This is a genomic window from Sinomicrobium weinanense (assembly GCF_018863395.1).
GTDB lineage: Bacteria > Bacteroidota > Bacteroidia > Flavobacteriales > Flavobacteriaceae > Sinomicrobium > Sinomicrobium weinanense.
Map to the genome: position 1 here is coordinate 124,964 of NZ_JAHKRR010000012.1, position 20,006 is coordinate 144,969.

Annotated in this window: 18 protein-coding genes and 1 tRNA gene; 3 read left to right on the forward strand and 16 right to left on the reverse strand. The window is 45.3% G+C overall.

From position 1 onward, the window contains the following. Positions 1 to 63: 63 nt before the first annotated feature. From KN811_RS20480 to KN811_RS20490, 3 genes are all read right to left on the reverse strand, one after another. Positions 64 to 426, reverse strand: coding sequence for a carboxymuconolactone decarboxylase family protein (locus KN811_RS20480; RefSeq protein ID WP_187966811.1), 363 nt, complete (start codon positions 424 to 426; stop codon positions 64 to 66). A gap of 104 nt (positions 427 to 530) precedes the next feature. Next, on the reverse strand, positions 531 to 1,361 hold the full coding sequence (gene tatC, locus KN811_RS20485; protein WP_187966812.1) for a twin-arginine translocase subunit TatC: 831 nt from the start codon (positions 1,359 to 1,361) through the stop codon (positions 531 to 533). Further along, the gene (locus KN811_RS20490) at positions 1,361 to 2,326 is read right to left on the reverse strand and encodes a KpsF/GutQ family sugar-phosphate isomerase (protein WP_187966813.1); all 966 of its coding nucleotides are present in this window, start codon (positions 2,324 to 2,326) and stop codon (positions 1,361 to 1,363) included. The genes tatC and KN811_RS20490 overlap by 1 nt, the downstream gene beginning before the upstream one ends. 87 nt (positions 2,327 to 2,413) lie before the next feature. On the opposite strand from KN811_RS20490, the gene recQ reads away from it, so the two are divergent. Further along, positions 2,414 to 4,615 (forward strand): DNA helicase RecQ, encoded by a 2,202-nt coding sequence (gene recQ, locus KN811_RS20495; protein WP_187966814.1) that lies wholly within the window; start codon positions 2,414 to 2,416, stop codon positions 4,613 to 4,615. 169 nt (positions 4,616 to 4,784) lie between these two features. Continuing rightward, positions 4,785 to 6,350 (forward strand): M28 family peptidase, encoded by a 1,566-nt coding sequence (locus KN811_RS20500; protein WP_187966815.1) that lies wholly within the window; start codon positions 4,785 to 4,787, stop codon positions 6,348 to 6,350. A 72-nt stretch (positions 6,351 to 6,422) separates the two neighbouring features. On the opposite strand, the gene KN811_RS20505 is transcribed toward KN811_RS20500, so the two are convergent. From KN811_RS20505 to KN811_RS20525, 5 genes are all read right to left on the reverse strand, one after another. Next, the gene (locus KN811_RS20505) at positions 6,423 to 7,520 is read right to left on the reverse strand and encodes an ArsO family NAD(P)H-dependent flavin-containing monooxygenase (protein WP_187966816.1); all 1,098 of its coding nucleotides are present in this window, start codon (positions 7,518 to 7,520) and stop codon (positions 6,423 to 6,425) included. A 269-nt stretch (positions 7,521 to 7,789) separates the two neighbouring features. Continuing rightward, entirely contained in the window at positions 7,790 to 8,521 is a 732-nt protein-coding gene (locus KN811_RS20510) for a hypothetical protein (RefSeq protein WP_187966817.1), read from the reverse strand. 429 nt (positions 8,522 to 8,950) lie between these two features. Then, positions 8,951 to 9,484, reverse strand: a complete 534-nt coding sequence (locus tag KN811_RS20515; RefSeq protein ID WP_216334989.1) for a lipocalin-like domain-containing protein — start codon at positions 9,482 to 9,484, stop codon at positions 8,951 to 8,953. Positions 9,485 to 9,571: 87 nt separating this feature from the next. After that, positions 9,572 to 9,919: a 5-carboxymethyl-2-hydroxymuconate Delta-isomerase gene (locus KN811_RS20520; RefSeq protein WP_187966818.1), complete on the reverse strand. Its 348-nt coding sequence runs from the start codon at positions 9,917 to 9,919 to the stop codon at positions 9,572 to 9,574. A gap of 14 nt (positions 9,920 to 9,933) precedes the next feature. Beyond that, entirely contained in the window at positions 9,934 to 10,497 is a 564-nt protein-coding gene (locus KN811_RS20525) for a short chain dehydrogenase (RefSeq protein ID WP_187966819.1), read from the reverse strand. An 87-nt stretch (positions 10,498 to 10,584) separates the two neighbouring features. On the opposite strand from KN811_RS20525, the gene KN811_RS20530 reads away from it, so the two are divergent. Further along, the gene (locus tag KN811_RS20530; protein WP_187966820.1) at positions 10,585 to 11,430 is read left to right on the forward strand and encodes an AraC family transcriptional regulator; all 846 of its coding nucleotides are present in this window, start codon (positions 10,585 to 10,587) and stop codon (positions 11,428 to 11,430) included. Between the two features lie 104 nt (positions 11,431 to 11,534). Here KN811_RS20530 and KN811_RS20535 read toward each other — a convergent pair. The 8 genes from KN811_RS20535 to KN811_RS20570 form a co-directional block, all read right to left on the reverse strand. Then, positions 11,535 to 11,610 (reverse strand) — tRNA-His (locus tag KN811_RS20535). A gap of 63 nt (positions 11,611 to 11,673) precedes the next feature. Beyond that, positions 11,674 to 12,375 (reverse strand): bacillithiol biosynthesis deacetylase BshB1, encoded by a 702-nt coding sequence (gene bshB1 / locus KN811_RS20540; RefSeq protein ID WP_187966821.1) that lies wholly within the window; start codon positions 12,373 to 12,375, stop codon positions 11,674 to 11,676. A gap of 125 nt (positions 12,376 to 12,500) precedes the next feature. After that, positions 12,501 to 13,664 carry a trans-sulfuration enzyme family protein gene (locus KN811_RS20545; RefSeq protein ID WP_187966822.1) on the reverse strand — a complete coding sequence of 388 codons (1,164 nt, stop codon included), beginning with the start codon at positions 13,662 to 13,664 and terminating at the stop codon, positions 12,501 to 12,503. Positions 13,665 to 13,683: 19 nt separating this feature from the next. Then, the gene (locus KN811_RS20550; protein WP_187966823.1) at positions 13,684 to 14,238 is read right to left on the reverse strand and encodes a glutathione peroxidase; all 555 of its coding nucleotides are present in this window, start codon (positions 14,236 to 14,238) and stop codon (positions 13,684 to 13,686) included. A gap of 258 nt (positions 14,239 to 14,496) precedes the next feature. Then, complete coding sequence (locus KN811_RS20555) at positions 14,497 to 15,117, reverse strand: 3-keto-alpha-glucoside-1,2-lyase-like domain-containing protein (RefSeq protein ID WP_187966824.1); 621 nt, start codon at positions 15,115 to 15,117, stop codon at positions 14,497 to 14,499. A gap of 11 nt (positions 15,118 to 15,128) precedes the next feature. Continuing rightward, the gene (locus tag KN811_RS20560; RefSeq protein WP_187966825.1) at positions 15,129 to 15,896 is read right to left on the reverse strand and encodes a DUF1080 domain-containing protein; all 768 of its coding nucleotides are present in this window, start codon (positions 15,894 to 15,896) and stop codon (positions 15,129 to 15,131) included. A 103-nt stretch (positions 15,897 to 15,999) separates the two neighbouring features. After that, positions 16,000 to 17,355: a Gfo/Idh/MocA family protein gene (locus tag KN811_RS20565; protein WP_187966826.1), complete on the reverse strand. Its 1,356-nt coding sequence runs from the start codon at positions 17,353 to 17,355 to the stop codon at positions 16,000 to 16,002. A 96-nt stretch (positions 17,356 to 17,451) separates the two neighbouring features. Next, positions 17,452 to 19,752 carry a LamG-like jellyroll fold domain-containing protein gene (locus KN811_RS20570; RefSeq protein WP_187966827.1) on the reverse strand — a complete coding sequence of 767 codons (2,301 nt, stop codon included), beginning with the start codon at positions 19,750 to 19,752 and terminating at the stop codon, positions 17,452 to 17,454. Positions 19,753 to 20,006 lie beyond the last annotated feature (254 nt).

Consider the following 20,006-nt stretch of genomic DNA (forward strand, 5'->3'; position numbering starts at 1 on the left):
TGGTCGGTAATCAGCAATCGGTATTTAGTACTCCGATACTGACCATCGATTACTGATTACCGATCACTGATCACTACCCCTGGCACCAGCTTCCAGGGCATCCCAGAACTCATAGGCCCTTCGCAGGTGGGGGATCACTATGGTTCCGCCTACTAGGGTGGCAATACCCAGGGCCTCTGCGACCTCTTCCCTGCTAAGCCCTTCCCTGTAACAGCTTTCCAGGTGATATTTCACACAATCATCGCACCGGAGTACGGCCGATGCCACCAGACCCAGGAGTTCCTTGGTCTTTACATCCAGTGTTCCGGGCATATAGGCATTGGTATCCAGGTTAAAGATACGCTTTATGATCTTGTTATTGTCTTCCAGGATACGCTCGTTCATCCTGGAGCGATAGTCGTTGAACTCTTTTACTATGTCTGCCATTTTTATGCTCTTTTGCTTTTGAACGTATACCTTATGTCCTTCAACGATTGATCTTCCCGTTTGAGACGCACAGCCCCCGAAAAAACGGGGCAGGCTGTGCGTCTCTACGTTTTTCTCAGGGCTTTTTCTTGTTTTTCCTGCTGCCTGATAACAAATCTGGATATAACAATGCTCACTTCATACAGGATAAAGATAGGAATGGTTACAACGATCTGGCTGGTAATGTCCGGAGGGGTGATGATCGCAGACAGGATCAGTACGATCACCAGGGCCATTTTCCTGTATTTCTTGAGGAATTCCGGAGTGACTAGGCCTATTCTGGTGAGGAAATAGATCAGTATCGGCAGTTCAAAGATCAAGCCGCAGGAAATGACCGAGGTCCTTATCGTAGAGGTATAGGAACTCAGGTCGATGTCGTTATGTACTTCCTGGCTTACCTGGTAGGATGCCAGAAAGTTGATGGACAACGGGGAAATGAGGTAGTATCCGAACAGTACCCCCGTAAAGAACAGCAGGGAAGCTATGATGATAAACCCTCTTGCATTTTTTCTCTCGTTCTCGTACAGGCCCGGGCTTATGAACTTCCAAAACTCATACAGCACATACGGAAACGCCAGGATAAACCCCGCCCAGATGGAAGTCCAGATGTGTGCTGAGAACTGTCCGGCCATCGTACGGCTCTGGATCTGGAAGGGCAGTTCCTTGATACAGAAACTCTCGTCCAGTCCCATGGATTTGGATATCTTGCAGAAAAATTCATAGGTCACAAAATCCGGTTTCTTCGGGCCAAAAAGTATGGTGTCGAAAATAAAATCCTTAGCCAGAAAGGCAAATACACCTATCAGGACAATAGCTGATGTAGCCCGTATCAGGTGCCAACGGAGTTCTTCCAGGTGGTCGAGGAAAGACATTTCCTCATGCTTCTTTTTTGCCATTATATGATCCCTTCTTTAATTAGGTTATGTAAGTGGATAACCCCGGCATATGCACCTTCATCTTCCACCAGGAGTTGTGAAATACTGTGTTTTTCCATGACCTCCATCGCATCGACCGCCATCGCGTCGGCCTGTATGCTCTTCGGGTTTTTACTCATGATGTCTCCGGCGGTAAGTCCGTTGATATTGTCGTATTTGTTCAGCATTCGCCTGATATCTCCGTCAGTGACCACTCCAACGATCTTTCCGTTGTCAATCACCGCGGTGGCTCCCAGCATTTTCTCTGAGATCTCCACGATAACCTTTCGTACATCCGTATCCGGGGCTACCTGGGGTTTCATATTGGCCGAAGAAATATCCCGGACACGCAGGTACAATTTCTTGCCCAGTGCCCCGCCCGGATGGTACCTGGCAAAATCCTTGCTGGTAAACCCTTTGAGGCTCAGCAGGCAAATGGACAGGGCGTCCCCTATAACCAGTTGTGCCGTGGTGCTTGTGGTCGGCGCCAGATTGTTCGGGCAGGCCTCTTTTTCGACATAAGCATTGAGCACAAAATCGGCCTGTTGCCCGAGAAACGATTCCCGGTTGGCCGTTATGGCGATGAGCTTGTTCTTTCCGTTTTTGATCAGGGGCACCAATACTTTTATTTCCGGCGTATTACCGCTTTTGGAAATACAGATCACCACATCGTCTTCCTGTATGGTCCCCAGGTCGCCGTGAATGGCGTCGGCAGCATGCATAAATATGGAAGGAGTTCCGGTAGAGTTGAGTGTAGCCACGATCTTTGTAGCTATAATCGCACTTTTTCCGATTCCGGTGATAATGACCCTTCCCGAACTGTTAAAAATATATTGAACTGCACCGGAAAATTCGTCATCTATTAAAGATTTTAGGTGACTTATTGCGCTACTTTCAATTTCTATTACTTCTTTTGCAACTGCTTTTATAGCCTCGTTATTACTCAAAATTTTTTAGAGATTTATTATTTGTAATAAATAAAGAATGTTATATCTTTAGTTGTGCAAATGTATGTAAAATAGTAAAACGATAGAATGAGTTCAGTTGAAATTGACTTGCATAAAAAGTTAAAACAATATTTCGGTTTTAACCAGTTTAAAGGGTTACAGGAAGGTGTCGTTAAAAGCATAGTTGATAATCACAACACATTTGTGATCATGCCCACGGGCGGAGGGAAATCCCTTTGTTACCAGTTACCCGCCCTGGTCGAGGAAGGCACAGCTATCGTAGTATCTCCCCTTATAGCATTGATGAAAAACCAGGTCGATGCCCTTCGGGGCCTCTCTTCGAATGACGGCATTGCCCACGTGCTAAATTCCTCGCTTACCAAAAATGAGATAAAAACGGTAATGCACGACATTCGGGAAGGTACTACCAAGCTCCTGTATGTGGCACCGGAATCACTTACCAAAGAAGAGTATATCGAGTTCCTAAGGTCTGTCAAGATCTCTTTTGTAGCGATAGACGAAGCGCACTGTATCTCGGAATGGGGGCACGACTTCCGCCCCGAATACAGGAACCTCAAGACCATTATAAAACGCCTGGGAGGGGACATCCCCATTATAGCACTGACGGCTACGGCCACCCCAAAGGTCCAGGAAGACATCCTGAAGAACCTGGGGATCACCGATGCCAACACGTTCAAGGCTTCTTTTAACCGGCCCAACCTGTTTTACGAAGTACGGCCCAAGACCAAGAACGTGGATGCCGATATTATCCGGTTTGTCAAACAAAATTCCGGAAAATCGGGCATCATTTACTGCCTGAGCAGAAAACGGGTCGAAGAACTGGCCCAGACGCTCCAGGTGAACGGTATCAGTGCCGTGCCTTATCACGCCGGACTGGATGCCAAGACCAGGGCCAGGCACCAGGACATGTTCCTCATGGAAGATGTAGATGTCGTAGTGGCCACCATTGCTTTCGGTATGGGTATTGACAAACCCGATGTACGTTTTGTTATTCATCACGATATTCCCAAAAGCATCGAAAGCTATTACCAGGAAACCGGAAGGGCCGGAAGAGACGGCGGCGAAGGTCATTGCCTTGCGTTCTATGCGTACAAGGATATCGAAAAACTCGAAAAGTTCATGGCCGGAAAACCCGTGGCCGAACAGGAGATCGGTCACGCCCTCCTGCAGGAAATGGTCGCCTATGCCGAGACTTCCATGTCCCGGAGGAAATTTATACTGCACTATTTCGGCGAAGAGTTTGACGAGGTGAACGGCGATGGCGCAGACATGGACGACAATGTCCGCAATCCCAAGAAAAAGCACGAGGCCAAGGACGATGTAGTAAAACTGCTTACCATCGTGCAGCGTACTAACCAGAAGTTCAAGGCCAAGGAGATCGTCAATGTGCTCGTCGGTAAAGTCAATGCCCTGATCAAATCGCACAAAACCGATGAGAAACCTTTCTTCGGACTGGGTAAGGGAAAAGACCCCAAACACTGGATGGCCCTGATCCGACAGGTGCTGGTAGCCGGATTACTGAGGAAGGAGATCGAAACCTACGGAGTGCTGTTCCTCACTGAAGAAGGACAAAAATTCCTGGAAGATCCGCAATCTTTTATGATGACGGAAGACCATACCTACGAGACCTCCGGCAATGATACCATTATCACCGCCAAAAAGAGCAGCGGGACCGCTGCCGACGGGCAACTCCTCAATATGCTCCGGGAACTTCGAAAAAAAGAAGCCCAGAAGCTCCAGGTCCCTCCTTTTGTAGTATTTCAGGACCCTTCCCTGGAAGATATGGCCCTGAAATATCCTGTAAGCGTCAAGGAACTGCTCAATGTCCACGGCGTGGGAGAAGGCAAGGCCAAGAAATACGGAAAACCCTTTACGGACCTCATTTCCCGCTATGTGGAGGATAACGACATCATCCGCCCGGACGATCTCGTCGTAAAAAGTACCGGTGCCAATTCTGCCCTTAAACTCTACATTATCCAGAATGTAGACCGGAAACTCCCCCTCGATGACATTGCAGATGCCAAAGGACTGAAAATGAACGATTTTATCAAAGAAATGGAACAGATCGTATACAGCGGCACCAAGTTGAACATCAACTATTGGATAGACGATATCCTCGATGAAGACCAGCAGGAAGAACTCCACGAATATTTCCTCGATGCAGAATCGGACAAGATATCCCTTGCCATGAAAGAGTTTGACGGTGACTACGAAGATGAAGAACTAAGGCTGTATCGCATTAAGTTTATCAGTGAAGTAGCCAATTAACGGCTATTGCAACCGTAGAAGCCTTCTGGCTATCACAAACTCCATCTGTTTTCTCCCCATTCCCCGCCCCTTTCTTACCATTCATAACCTGCTGTCCGAAACTTTAAGAAAACATTCATTTTCCATATATTCCATTTTCTATATATTTGACAAATTTATATAGTACAAAATGAGAAAAATACTTTATCTGGCACTGTCCGTAGCGTTTGCCTGCAACAGTTCCCAAAAGACCACGACTCCCTCAAAGAAAGCGGCTGCTTATAATCCCGTACCTTTTGCGGAGACCATAACCCAGCAGGAATTAAAAGATCATTTATACACCTACGCCTCCGATGAGTTCGAAGGCCGGGAAACCGGGCAACCCGGACAGAAAAAGGCTGTTGAATACCTGAAAGACCACTACGAAAAGATCGGGGTTCCAGCTGCAAAGGACAATGGCGATTATTTTCAGAAAGTACCCCTGGAGATCAGCGGAATGCCCGAAGCTACGATCACACTGAATGACAAGTCTTATGAAATAGGAAAGGATTTCGTAACCTTTTTCGCTCCCGCAAAAAACGAATATACTGTAAACCAGATCGTCTTTGCCGGTTATGGTATCGAGGACGAAAAATATTCCGATTACACGGATCTCGACGTAACAGGAAAGGTTATAGCCATCATGGTAGACGAACCGAAAGGCCAAGATGGTAATTACCTTATATCCGGAACTTCAGAAGCCTCCAAATGGTCTGACATTAAAATATCCATGCCCGATAGGCTGGACATCGCCATGAAAAAAGGAGCCAAAGGCATGCTGTTGATCGACAAAACCAATTTTGATATGATCTCCCAGCAATTCAACTTTTTGAAACAAAGAGCTGAAAACGGCAGGATGCAGTTAAAAGGTGATGAAGGCGAAGATTTCTTTTATGCTTTTATCAGCAATGATATGGCCACAGCGATCAGCCCGGAATTAGAATCGCAGGACAAAGGGGCGGTTATCGATACTGATTTCGATATTGCCTTTTCCGGGCAATCCAATGAGGTAAACTCTGAAAATGTAGTGGCCCTTATCCGGGGTACGGAAAAACCGGAAGAATATGTTGTGATTTCCTCGCACCTGGATCATATCGGGGTTACAGAAGACGGCCAGATCAATAATGGTGCGGACGATGACGGTTCCGGTTCCGTAGCGCTCCTGGAGATCGCCCAGGCGTTTAAAAAAGCGGCAGATGCCGGGAACGGCCCCAAACGCTCCATCGTATTCCTTCATGTTACGGGAGAAGAAAAAGGGCTTTTAGGATCTGACTACTACACCCGAAACCCTATCTTTCCGTTAGAAAACACCGTTGCCGACCTCAATATCGATATGATCGGGAGGATTGACCCGAAAAGAGAAGGAGACCGGAATTATGTGTACCTGATCGGTTCGGACAAACTGAGCACAGAGCTCCACAACCTGTCTGAGGAAGTAAATAAAAAATACTGCCAGATAGAACTGGATTACACCTATAACGACGACAACGACCCGAACAGGTTCTATTACCGAAGCGATCACTACAACTTTGCGAAGAACAACATTCCCGTTATCTTTTATTTTAACGGTACCCACGACGACTATCACCGCCCCGGCGACACTCCGGACAAGATCAACTACGATCTGCTGGAAAACCGTACCAGGCTGGTGTTCTACACTGCGTGGGAAGTTGCCAATCGCGAGAACAGGTTGGTTGTGGATAAGGCTGCGGAATAGCGCTTTAAATCAGACAACATAAAAAATCCCGCCCGGTTGAATCCAGGCGGGATTTTTTTTGAACTATTCGTTTTATCTGTTGTTTTCCACTCCGGAGATTATTTGCGCTTCAGTATGCTTTAAATATTCTTCAATCTGCCTAACCGTTTGCCTGGCAGTACGGTTTACACCGATCAGGGTTGCCGAAGCGTAGCCTGTCCATCCGCCATAGCCTACCAGCCACAGGCCGGGGGCCTCTGTTGCCCTGCTTTCGTCGGTTTTTACAATACCTTTGGCATCCTGGCGGGCTATGTTGCGCAGAAAGGAAGTGGCATAGCCAAATCCGGTACACCAGATCACGGCATCAAAAGCCTCCCGGGTGCCGTCTTCCCAGACCACTCCTTCTTCATACATACGGGTAAAAGAACCGCCGGATCTCAAAACGTCCCGGGAACGGGCTTCTTTTACGGAAGGGATTACAACAATATTCCCGAGGTTGTATTTGGACCTGTCAAAGGGTTTCCCTTCCTTTTCAGCGCGATATTTGGCCGTGGCTATATTAAAAAGATAATGTCCGTCCACTTCGTCGGGCAGGAATTCCGGCTCTTTCCGGGTGGCCCATTTGGCTTCCCGGCTGTATTTTGATACTTCGGCCATGATCTGCGCCCCTGAATTCCCTTCGCCCACCACCAACACCTTTTGCCCCTGAAACGTTTCAGGACTTTTATACCGGGCCGAGTGTAACTGTATACCCTTGAATGCTTCCCTTCCTTCGATATCCGGGATCACAGGATCAGCCCACGTTCCTGTTGCTGCGACCACTGTCCTGGCATAAAAATCACCTTTGGTGGTGATAAGCCTGAACATCCCGTCCTGCCGTTCTATATTGTTTACACGGACCGGGCGTTGCACAGGAAACCCGTAACGTTCTTCGTACCTGGTGAGATAATCAATGACCTCCTTCCTTGTCGGGAAGGGCCCTTCTGATCTCGGCATCAGCCATCCGGGCAGGGAACTGTGCTCGGCCGGAGAAAACAGTGTGAGGCTATCCCAGGCACTCTGCCATGCCCCACCCCGCTCTTCCCGGTCGTCCAGGATCAGATAGTTCAGTTTAGCCCTCCTGAGGTAATACCCCGTTGCCAGGCCGCTTTGCCCTCCGCCGATAACTATAACATCAAAAACAGTGTTCATGGTGTGTTTTCAGGTTTAAGCCCGGTTCGGGTTACATAAAATATCCAAACCAGGGGATATGAACTCTTATATCGTAATATTACGATAATATAGCTGTTCCTGAAAACAAGTACTATTTTTTATGTCTATGTGATGATAAAAAGACTTTATGCTTCCGGAAGATTTATCCCAAAAATTTTTTGAGATCGACCTATTTATGGAATACTACGGAAACAAAAAACTGTCAAAAATATTATTCAACAGTTTTATTCGGAAGGCTGATACGATCGTTATTCCATATATTGGGCATATTCGGGTGCTTTGTCACTGTAAAAACGGACGATAACAAATGGAAATGTGGAATACATCTCAGGCGAATCTCCCATCTCAATAATCATCCCCTCCTGCACTATCCTTTCATTAGTATATTTCAGATCATTTACCGGCACAAACGCACCTTTCACCTCGTCCATTTCCAGGATCCAGTTCTTTACAATGTCATAGGTTTCCTCATTCACCTTTTCTATGTGCATCTGCACCTGGTAATAAGGCCTGCTCATATCTTCCCTATCTCCCCATTTTTCCCCTAAATAAGATTTTTCATTATTCTCATAAAAATAGGAATAATTAACAAAGGGCGACACCCTGGTGCCCTCCGCATTGTTTTCATAGAACAAAGTATTCGGGATAAGTATCCATTGTTCATAGTAGTCGGTTATACTTACTTCCCGATGATACATGCCATACATGGGGCTATCATTAAAACGATAATATTCTCCCCACAAAAAGTTATCGATCTCGTATTTATACTTATAGGACTTTAACTTTTCTTCCAGTTCATTTTCCTGTATCCCGAATTCAAAAACGATCCTGGCGTTTCGCAGGGTTCCTTTTAATTGTTCGTTTTGCATTCTTTCATACTCCTCTTGTTGGTTTTCTTCATTTTCTTCAACATTCTTATCATCATCACCCGAACAATTCCACAGGAGAAATACCCCGAATAGTAGTAATATCTTTTTCATCTATTAGGTTAGTTTATTGCTTTTTGATTTGCCATAAAGATATACAAAATCTTCTTTGCTCTTAAAATGAACTTTCTCATCCATCTTCTTTTTTAAAAAAAGAAAAAAATATATCCAAACAGTGATTCTTACACCGATCCGGGCTTCTTCGAGATTCCTATATCACTAACGGAACAGGATATCGAAAGCACTCCCTGGGCTTTATTTTTCATGGGGATGCTCCGGACAAGATCAACTACGATCTGCTAAAAAATGTGCCTGACTGGTATTTTATACTGTGTGGGAGATCGCCAACAGGGAAAACAGGATTGCCGGGGAATAGTAACTTTATGACATGTAGAAAAGACAATCCCGTTCGAATCTAACCGAACGGGATTTTTTACTATGTGATATCCATTTTGGGTATGGTATCATAAAAGGCAAAAACAACTATTTTTTCTTCCATACCACAGTTGCCGTAACAGCCCCACCATTAGTGGTATTGGTTACAACATAGCTCAGCATATTGTTTTCAAGTTTGTAAGAACGTACCTGCGCCTTGCCCTCCCAGTTAGGATAAAAAGCATGCAGCACATTGAAAGTAACAGTGTGTTTTTCAGGGTGAACAGTATATGTACCAAAATGCGAATTATTGCCCTGCACCAGGGCAGCGTTTTCATCCGGTGTAGCCTTATTCTTATCGCCTGCCGCAACCTTTGGGCGCACAGCTTTTAAAATTTGTATGGCATACTCACCAGCGTCAGTAAACACAAGTAAACCTAAAGGGTTTTCGCCGTAAGGCAATGTTTTGCTTCCATCGGCATTGGTATTTTCTACTGCTACCAGCGACCATGTACCTACAAATTGTTTTCTGTTTTCTTTTGACAGCCTTACGTCTTGTGCCTGTAATGCAGTAAATAACATTATACATGCAGCACACATCAAATTTCTCATAACTTCGTTGTTTGTTTTTAAGTTTCTCATAACTTTATTGTTTGTTTTTAAAATTTATTTTGTTTAATATGAACTCGTTTAAACTTTTCGAATTGAAGCGAAAGGTTTAAACGAGTTCTATGTCAATAAATGCCTGTTGCAATAACCGGCTTTTGTAAATTCATCTACACTTGAAGCTATAAACTCAATATCAGGAAACAAGCCCGTCAGTGTTTTTACGATTCGTTGCGACAAGTCGGCTTTTTCCTCTTTCGTTCTTCCTTCAAGAATATATCCGAATACATGAATGAAATCAGTCTTTTTACCTCCGACTTCATACCGCACATAAGGGTTTATTCTTACTTTAATATCTTCTTCTGTAAAAAGACCGCTTGCATTAGCAGCATCAAATACTGCTGTTAAAATTTCGGGTTCGGGCATCCGTGTTAAAATATTTGCCGAACAATCAATAATAAAATGTGGCATAACTTATTTGTTTTTTAATTGTAACCAATTCTTATAATTTCTCCGTTAGCCGAAGTTGCAATGCTTTTTAAATAGCCTTTAACCAAATCTTCGGTAGCTATGTCTGTGATTTTAGACGGGCTTATCACATTAATCCTTATACCTCTTGGCATTTCCAATGCAGCCGCCAGTACAAAGCTGTTTACAGCGCCGTTTGCTACGGCTTTGCCCGACGAGCCTTTGGCAGGATCTTCACCCATTTTGCCTGATATGAGGGTAAATGAACCATTGTCATTGATGTGTTTCAAACCTGTGATTACAAGATTTATTTGAGCCAATAATTTTTGCTGCACTCCTGTAAAATATTTTTCACCTGTCATAGAAAGCAGGTCGCTTGTAACACTGTCGCCTGCCGCACAAACAACTGCATCGGCAGTTCCTATTCGTGCAAATAGTTTTTCAAGGGAAGCGATGGAAGAAATATCCACCGAAACATCGCCACTGTTTCTTCCCGCCGTAATTACTTCATGTTTTTGTTGCAAGGCAGGTGTAATTGTTTTTCCGATATTGCCATTTGCTCCGATAATTAAAATTTTCATTTGCTCATAGTTTGATAAGGCAAATTTATTCAGGAAACACATATTTTAATTTGTACTATTTTACACTTTTTTTGTATTTTCACTCCCATGAAAGGAGAAACTTTATACAGGCCTTATGAAATAGAATGGAAAGAAATGCAACACTTTCCCAAAACCACGAAGCGCAACAATTTTTTTGAATTGATCTATGTAATAGAGGGAACAGGCATTCAAATAGTAAACAAAAACAGGTTTAACTACCGCAAAGGCAATTTATTTTTACTAACCCCACAGGATGTATATTCATTTGATATCGCCACGCCCACAACTTTCTTTTTTCTCCGTTTCAATGAATTATTTGTAAAGGAAAAAACCGGCAAAGACAAAGACGCCGTAAACCAGGTGGAATATATTTTGCAAAATGCCAGTCACCGTCCGGGATGTATCTTAAAAAACAAAGTAGATAAGCCATTGATCGCATCGCTTATTGAAAGTATCCTGAACGAACAAACCAATCAACAGTTGTACTACAATCGCATTACAGGGCAAATCGTTGACACCATCATTACCATTGTGGCGAGAAATATTGCTTTGAAACTTCCTAAGAACGTAAAAGAAAACACCGGCGAACCAGTATTAGAGATATTGCAATACATTCAGGAAAATATTTTTGACCAAGGAAATTTAAGGGCAGAAAATCTCAGTGACCATTTTAATATATCGCCGAATTACCTGGGACGTTACTTTAAAAAGCAAACAGGTGAAACCCTGCAAAGCTATATTGTCAACTACAAATTGAGATTGGTCGAAACAAGGCTGCTGCACAGCGATATGCGAATAAACGAAATCGCTTACGAACTTAATTTCTCTGATGAAAGCCACCTGAACCGTGTATTTAAAAAATATAAAGGGATGAATCCGTCCGAGTTCAGAAAGACAAATAACACAAATTGAAAGAAGAAGCCCAAAAGAACACTTAGATAATTATTGGCTTAAAAAGAGGGGGAGCGTAGGGCGGATACAAAAAAGGAGCATCCTTATTGAGGATACTCCTTTACGGGTGGAAGACCGGGTTCGAACCGGCGACCTCTGGAACCACAATCCAGCGCTCTAACCAGCTGAGCTACAACCACCGTCTAATTGCGGATGCAAATGTAATTTTTTATCGCTTATCTGCAAAGAAAAAAGTCCAAAATTTTACATCAAATTATCCAGTGAGCGTACGGCCACATGGCGTTCGGCTGTAAATCCTTCGGCGTGCTCCACGTTTATAATCCGACCTAAATCCCTGGCCCTGTATGTAATGCTGTCTAAAAAATTCCGGCTGCTTATGGGTGTTTCCGGCTCTTTGCTGCCCGGGTCGAAAAACTGTGAGGCATAAGCCGACACGGCTTCTACCTTGGTCGTTATATACCCGGAGACATCCACTACAAAATCGGGCTCTATATTTTTCCATTGAATGTAATGGTATACCTGCTTAGGGCGCCAGGCTCCCTGTCCGGTATCTATTTTTATCAGGCCGCTCAGAAAACAGGCATCGCTGGCTAGCTTACTTCCCTTTCCGTGGTCTATATGCCTGTCGTCAATCGCATTACAAAGCACTATTTCCGGGCGGTACTTGCGAATTACTTTTATGATCTCCAGTTGATGTGCCTTGTCGTTTACAAAAAAACCGTCGGCAAAGGCGAGATTTTCCCTTACGGCGGCACCGAGTATTTCGGCTGCCCGGGCAGATTCTTTATCCCTGAGCTCTGCGGATCCCCGGGTACCGAGCTCTCCCCTGGTCAGGTCGAGTATTCCTACCTTTTTACCTTGCGCCACTTCCTTGGCTATGGTAGCACCGCACCCGAGTTCTACATCATCAGGATGTGCACCGATAGCTAATATATCCAATTTCACTTGTGTTCCCTTTCTATTAAAAATGATTCCTAAAAATATTACAGGAGCAAAGAAAAGAAAATCTTTCTGTATTCCTTTGCTCCTCTGGCTGAAGGACCTATTTTATCCTTCTTGGGCTTTTGTGCCTACCCGACCAGTTCTTTTATTTTAGCCAGGGCCTCCTCTATATCCCTTATGAGATCTTTTTTATCCTCTATACCGACGGAAAGGCGCAATAATCCGTCACTGATGCCCTGTCGGGCCCTTTCTTCTGCACTCAGCAGGGCGTGAGAGGTAAGCATGGGCGAACTGATGGTGCTATCCACTCCGGCCAGGCTCATGGAAGGTTTTATGAGTTGTAATTCACGCGTAAACTGCAAGGCATCCAGGCCTTCGTGAAGTTCGAAGGACAGCATGCCGCCGGATCCTTTCATCTGTTCTTTAGCCAGTGCATATTCCGGATGGCTTTTAAGGCCGGGATAGTATACTTTGGATACATCGGGATGCTTATGCAGAAAGCGGGCCAGCTTTTTGGCGTTGCGGTTCTGGGCTTTTACTCTCAGTCCGAGTGTTTTTATACTGCGTTCCAGCAGCCATACGGTGTAGTCGCTGAGGCTGCCACCGAAATTTTTGGCTAATTGCGCTATCCGCTCTACATGTGCTTCAGAACCTACTACGGCACCGGCCAGTATATCGCTATGCCCGCCGAGGTACTTGGTGGCGCTGTGTATCACAATATCGATACCAAAATCCAGCGGGGTCTGGTTGATGGGACTGGCAAAGGTGTTGTCTATCATTGATACCAGACCATGTTTACGGGCGATTTGCGCAACAGCTTTAATATCGGTTATGGTCAACAGCGGATTGGACGGTGTTTCAAAATAAATCACCCTGGTATTGTCCCGGATGCAGATTTCGAAATCTTCCGGAGACCAGCCATCGGTAAATGTATATTCTATACCGAATTTCTTAAACTCTTCGGTCACCAAGTTAAAAGTCCCGCCATAGAGCGTTTTTTGAAGTACAATATGGTCTCCCTTTTGAAGAAAAGCCAGTAAGGCAGTACTGATGGCCGCCATGCCACTCCCGAATATCAGGCCTTTTTCGGCATGCTCGAGGGCTGCTATCTTACGGGACAGGGCTACCTGGTTGGGCGTGTTGAAATAACGGGGATAGCGTTTTTCCTCCACATTCTCAAAAGCGTAGGACGTAGCCATATACAACGGGGAGATGGCTCCATGGTATTTTTCATCCTTGAGTTCTCCTTCGTGAGTACAAATGGTGTTTACACCAAAAATGTTTTTGTTCATAAGTAAGCAGGTTATCTTGTTATTTTTCGATCCAGTTTATGATGGATTGGTCCGCCGGAAGGGTTTGGGGGGAAATCACCCTGGCTACATGACCGTTCTCATCAATAAGGTATTTCTGGAAATTCCACTGCACCTCCGAGTCTTCCAGGCCATTTTTCTCTTTTTCCGTGAGGAACTCATACACCGGGTGCATGTCTTTTCCTTTCACTGATATTTTACTCATCATGGGGAAGGTCACCCCGTAATTTTTTTCGCAAAAAGCAGCGATCTGCTCGTCGGTTCCGGGTTCCTGTCCACCGAAGTTGTTGGCGGGAAACCCAACAATTACGAAATTCCGGTCCTTGTACTTGTCATAGAGTTCCTGCAGGCCTTCATACTGCGGGGTGAGGCCACATTCACTGGCGGTATTGACCACCATGACCTTCTTTCCTTTCAGATTGCTGAAATCAAACTGGTCACCATAAAGGTCTTCTACTTTGAACTGGTAGATACTTTCTTTGTCCATAACGTTTTGTTTTTGCGCAGATACTGTCATACACAACAGTATAAAGGCGGGGATTAAAAGGTTTTTCATCGCTCTGAAATTTACATCTAAGATAAATATATTTTGAAGGTAGTGCAACAGGTGGGATGAGTTTGTTTCAGGGTTCTTGGTTGCAGGTTGTAAGTTACAGGTTTTGAAGGGGATTTTTTAAAAGAGGACACCCCCCCTGTGTCCCCCCTCAAGGGGGGAGCCGTAACTCCCTTTAAAAGGAGACAAAGCTCCCCCCTTGAGGGGGGACACAGGGGGGGTGTTTATCCAGGGGACGTTACCTTTGTATGAGATCGGATGTTATTCGGCCTGGGGAAGTTCTTTCAGGACGATATTTCTCCAATACACTTTAATTCCTCCGCCGTCGTGGATCTGGAGTGCTATTTTTCCATCGGCCTCTCCGATCTTGGCGTCTTTGAAATCTATCATTTCCTGCCCGTTGAGCCAGGTGGTTACATGATCTCCCTGCACCCGGATCTTCATATGGTTCCATTCGCCGTATTTAAGGTTCTTTTCCTTTTCGGGTTCGGGCTTTATCAGCCATCCACGGCCATATGATTCATAGACCCCTCCTGTATGAAGGTCGGGCGGGGCTACTTCTACCTGCCATCCGGAGATCTTGATCCCTTCTATACCAGAACGGAAAAATACACCGCTGTTACCATCGGCTTCCTGCATGAATTCCACATCGAGTTCGAAATTTTTATAACTCTTATCTGTGCCCAGGTATCCGTATTTCTTATCCGGACCGCTTTCGGACACCAACAGTCCGTCTTCCACATACCATTTTTCCGTACCGTATATTTCCCATCCGGTAAGGTCTTTGCCATTAAAGAGTTCTGTTTTACCTGAATTACAGGCGGTAAGCATTAAAGCTGCAAAGCAGGAAAGTAATCCGGTTCTCAATACTTGTAATCTCATAGTTTTAATATTTAAAGTTTCCTTATTTTAATGTTCTTAAACCATATAAAGCTCCCGTGGTCCTGCAACCCGATCAATCCTGACCTGGCCTCGCCGTAATCCGGATAATCTTTCCATTTACCTTCGGACTTCCGTTTCTTCCAGTCATCGGACCAGGGTTCGAACGCTACGGTCTTTTTACCGTTGAGCCAGTACGTCACTTTTTCCGGGGTAAAAACAATGCAGCTGGAGTTCCATTCTCCGGCGGGTTTTACAGCGCCTTCATAGTCGGGTATGTACATGCCGTAATCCGCTCCGATAGACTGCCAGTCTTCCAGTTTTCCGGGAAAACCTACCTGGTCCACAAGCTGAAATTCCGGGGCGTTGTAATAGGGGGCCTTGTACTGGTCTCCTTCGAGCACGTGATAGAACACTCCGCTGTTTCCGCCTTCGGCGATCTTCCATTCGAGGGAAAACTCAAAATTTTCGAAGGATTCCTTGCCATAGACAATATCACCCCCGATATCTCCTCCCTTTCCGAGGGATTTCAGGGTCCCGTCTTCCACAACCCAGCCTTCCGGCAGGGTTTCCTGGTTATAGCCCCTCCATCCGTCGGCATTTTTTCCATCGAACAGCAATATCCAGTCTTCGGATTTTTCCTTGTCCGTAAGGGCATTTTCCGTATGGGTCACATCTATTTTTGCCTGTGGCCCGGCTTCTTTCTGTTCTTCTTTTTTATCCATTTTACAGGATACCAGGAAGAGGGCGGCCATTCCCAAGGTAAGCAATTTCTTTTTCATTGGGTTATATTTTTATGGGTTTGGGTTTGGGAGTTTGGGAGTTTGGGAGTATCACAATTTATTGTTTTCACCTCCAACTCATTAACTCCGAATTTATCTACGGTCAGATCACTTTCATCTTCACCGGGTCCCAGTTGATATATTTGTTCTGGAAATAGCTGTCATTACACAACAGTGCCGGAGCGGCTGCACGGAAAGCGAACACCGGGTCTTCCACTACGGTCCCTCCGTGGCGTATGGCCCTGAAGAAATTGGCGAAGTGGTCGTAATGGGCTCCTTTATAGCCTTTTTCTGCCTGGTAAACGGTTTCTGTGGGGGGAAGTATTTTTTTTCGGCCTTCATATCCTCCCATTTCTTTTGCTTTCTCCTTGAGAAAAGAATCTTCTTCGACGTGGTTGTTCCGCTTCAGCGTAACATCGGTCCAGGTAATATTCATGGAACCTTTACTACCCACGAGCTTAAGGTAGGTTGATCCGCTGGTCCCGTCTACAAAATTACACCGGAGGGACAGGTCAAACCCGGGATGTTGTTCGGTTTCCGGGTAGTCGAATATTCCCAGGAGCACGTCGGGCACCTCGCGGCCGTCCTTCCAGTATCGGAGCCCTCCCATGGCCGATATTTTTTGCGGTCCGTTGGAATTGGTTATAAAATGCAGGCTGGAAAACAGATGAACAAACAGGTCGCCGGACATCCCGGTACCGTAGTCAAGGTAGTTTCTCCATCGGAAAAAGCGGAGCGGGTCAAAAGGTTGTTTGGGTGCATTGGAGATATAGCGGTCCCAATCCACCGTTTTTTCGGAAGCATCCCCGGGAATGGCATATTGCCAGGCGCCCTGAGGGGAATGCCTTGCCCAGAGGCCCTCGGCATAATTAATGTCTCCGATAGCACCTTCGGCCAGGAGTTGCCTGGCTTTTTCATTGCCCAAAGAGGACAATCCCTGGCTTCCTACCATATATATCTTACCTGATTTTTTCCAGGCCCTGATCAGTTCGTGACCTTCGTCTACCGAGTGTACCATGGGTTTTTCACAATAGGCATGTTTCCCTGCATTAAGGGCATCAATACTGATCTGCTTATGCCAGTGATCTGGTGTACCTATGATCACAGCATCCACATCTTTCCGTTTTAGTACTTCTTTGTAATCTTTGGTCAGGAAAAGATGGTCTCCCCATTTTTCTTTGGCTTTATCCAGGCGACCGTCATACAGGTCACATACAGCCACGACCTCTATATTATCATGTTGAAGTGCCGTATTTAAATCGGCCGATCCCATTCCTCCTGCTCCTATAAGGGCGAGTTTTAATGTCTTTTCTTCGGATAGAAGACCGGGACGGTTTAAATAGGCGATCCTGCGCCCCTGTTCGTGTACGGCTTCTTTGGCCAGGATGGCCGGGGTAACGGCCGTAGCTGCTCCCGCCAGTCCCAGGTTTTTTAAGAACTTTCTTCGGTTGTTCTTCATGCTAGGTTGATTTTAAAGTTTAACGGTATAAACTTACTGGTACACGGGATATTAACCGGGGTAATATCCGGGGTAACGGGAAAAATTAAAGGTATTTTATTCGGCCTGGGCCAGAAAATCGGGTTCACAAACCTCGCCGTAAAAGTTTTCGTACAGCCTTTTGTATTGTTCTATGGCTTTTTTGGCCAGCGTGTGTTTCCCTCCCTTCATCAGAACGGTCACTTTATACCGTACAGCAGATTCGTATAAAGGGTCTATGGTAAGTATGGCCCGGATGACTTCAAGAGCCTCTTTATCGGTAAGCCAATCAGGATTTTCTATGCAGGGCACGAGTACATCCAGGACTGCATTTCCGTAATCGGATTTGAACTTGTCTACCCATTCCAGGTCGGTTTGCGGCAACAAAGGCCCCCGGCTCACCAGTTTTGCACATTCCAGGAGGTCTTCCTTTCCGGAGATTTCTTTTTTGGACCGGGAAAACAACGGGATCTTACGGTCTATTTCATTAATATCAATAGCTACGTCATTCCCGGCTTCAAAACGCCACACTTTGTTGGAATACACAATACGGACATTCAGCTCTTCTTCGAGGAGATTCCTTATTTCCCGGATGTGTGTACTCCGGTTATTTTTTACGCTTTCCGGGGAAAAGCCGGGCCAGAGTAAATGGGCCATTTTTTGGGAAGAAATACCACCTTCTTTCAGGGTATAGAGTATTAACAGCAACAAGAGTTCCTTTCGTTTGGGGGATAGACGGAATGTGATATCTTTCCCCTCCCTGTTAGTCAACTTAAATTCCTCCAGCAATTGTATCTTTCCTTTCCCGGCCTGTATTGTGGGGATCACCGTATTTTTACCGGCAATGCCCTTCGCTTCGGGGCGATCTTTGACTGCTTTCCTTTTATAATAGATATAAATGAATAAAAGCAGCGCTATGAGAAGGGCTCCCCCTGTTGAAGCATAGAGTATCGTGCGATCGGCCGTTGGCGGTACTACGCCAAGGGCATATACATCCCGTACTTCATCGTCGCTCAACGCCCTGTTCCATACACAAAATTCGCTGAGACAACCTTTATAATATTGTCCCCAGAGATTGGTTCCGATAAGGATGGAATGGTCGGTCTGTTCCAGGGCTGAGGCCGGGGCTTCTCCTACGAGCCGGCCGTTGAGATAGAAATAGACTTTCTTTTCCAGCGAATACACATAGGTCAGATGTACCCACTCCCCTGTTTTTAGCGTGATCTTTTCACTGTAATGGTCCTTTATTCCGGGGGTGGTAAACTGCAGCCTGCCATCAAATATCTTTGCAGAAAAGGCTTCTCCCTTACCGATGAGACTGAGGCTTCCCGAAATCTTTTCGGGTTTGATCCAGGTGGAAACGGTTATTTCACTGAAGTCCGTTGTGTGGGAATTCCTGAAGTCAATATAACTTGTTTCTCCGTTAAAATAGGCTACATGTCCCCTCTCAGGGTCATCGATGAATTTTACATCTGTGTAGGTGCCGTTATCGTAAGGAAAAACCGTATTCGATGTATTTTCATGAAGCGGAAGATAATATCTCAAGGCTTCTTTTACATCGTATTGGTAAGCTCTAAAAACCTTGGTCTCCGCTGGTACACTGCTGCTAAATGAAAAGATATCCGGGGAGAACCAGTACCCTCTTTTCTTGGGAGACAGCTTCCCGGATGTGGTGATAATATGCCCGCAGGACCTCAATCCAGGCAATTCTTTCCATTTTACGCCTTTGAGCGGGCGATTTCCAAACAATACATCGGCATGATTAAAGGACAGGTTTGAAATACTGTCCAGGCGGGGCTTCCACAGTGAAGGGCTTTGTGTCCGGATAAAATTCGGCATTTTGCCTTCTTTTTCCAGGGTTAAATTCAATATACGATCTGCTACGGCCTCTGTTTCCTTCTGATTGATATCGATAAAACTCAACAACCGGCACCATCCTTCTCCTTTCAGGGAATCATTTTCATAAACGCCCCTGTTGATCCAGTGTTTTGTATTGAACAGGGAAGCGTCGGAACCAAATATCAACAGCTTACTCTCCGTAAGGGGTTTTGTTAAAGCTCCGGTATCTCTTACCACAAATTGGGAAATAGGGTGGCTTTCGAGTTTTTCCGATAAGCGGGCATCATCTCCCCTTACCAAAAACACCAGAACATCGGGAGATACCTGTCTTTCCAGAAATCCCTGAAAAAAGAACATCTGTTTTTCCTTCAGCACTTCGGCATCAAATACAAAAGCCCTGTATCCCTCGTCCAGTTTTTCCTCAACATTTTCCAGCCCCTTTTCTGTTAGAAAAACACGTTCTTCTATATGCTGTGCGAAGGAGCGAATATTCGGCAATACAACCAATAATATAATGGACAAAAACCTTAAGGCAGACATATGGGTAATAGTGCTTCTAAATTTTCTCCTAAAGTATAAAAAAAGAGGGGCTATTCAAAGCAGTAAAAGACATTCTGGTTGCAGGTTGCAGGTTAGAAGTACTATACCAAACCTGTAACCTGTAACGTGTAACACTACTTCCTTCACTTTCGGGCATAAAAAAACCCCTCACATCACTGTGAAGGGTTTAAAGAAGGCGGCGACATACTCTCCCGCTTTCGCAGTACCATCTGCGCACATGGGCTTAACTTCTC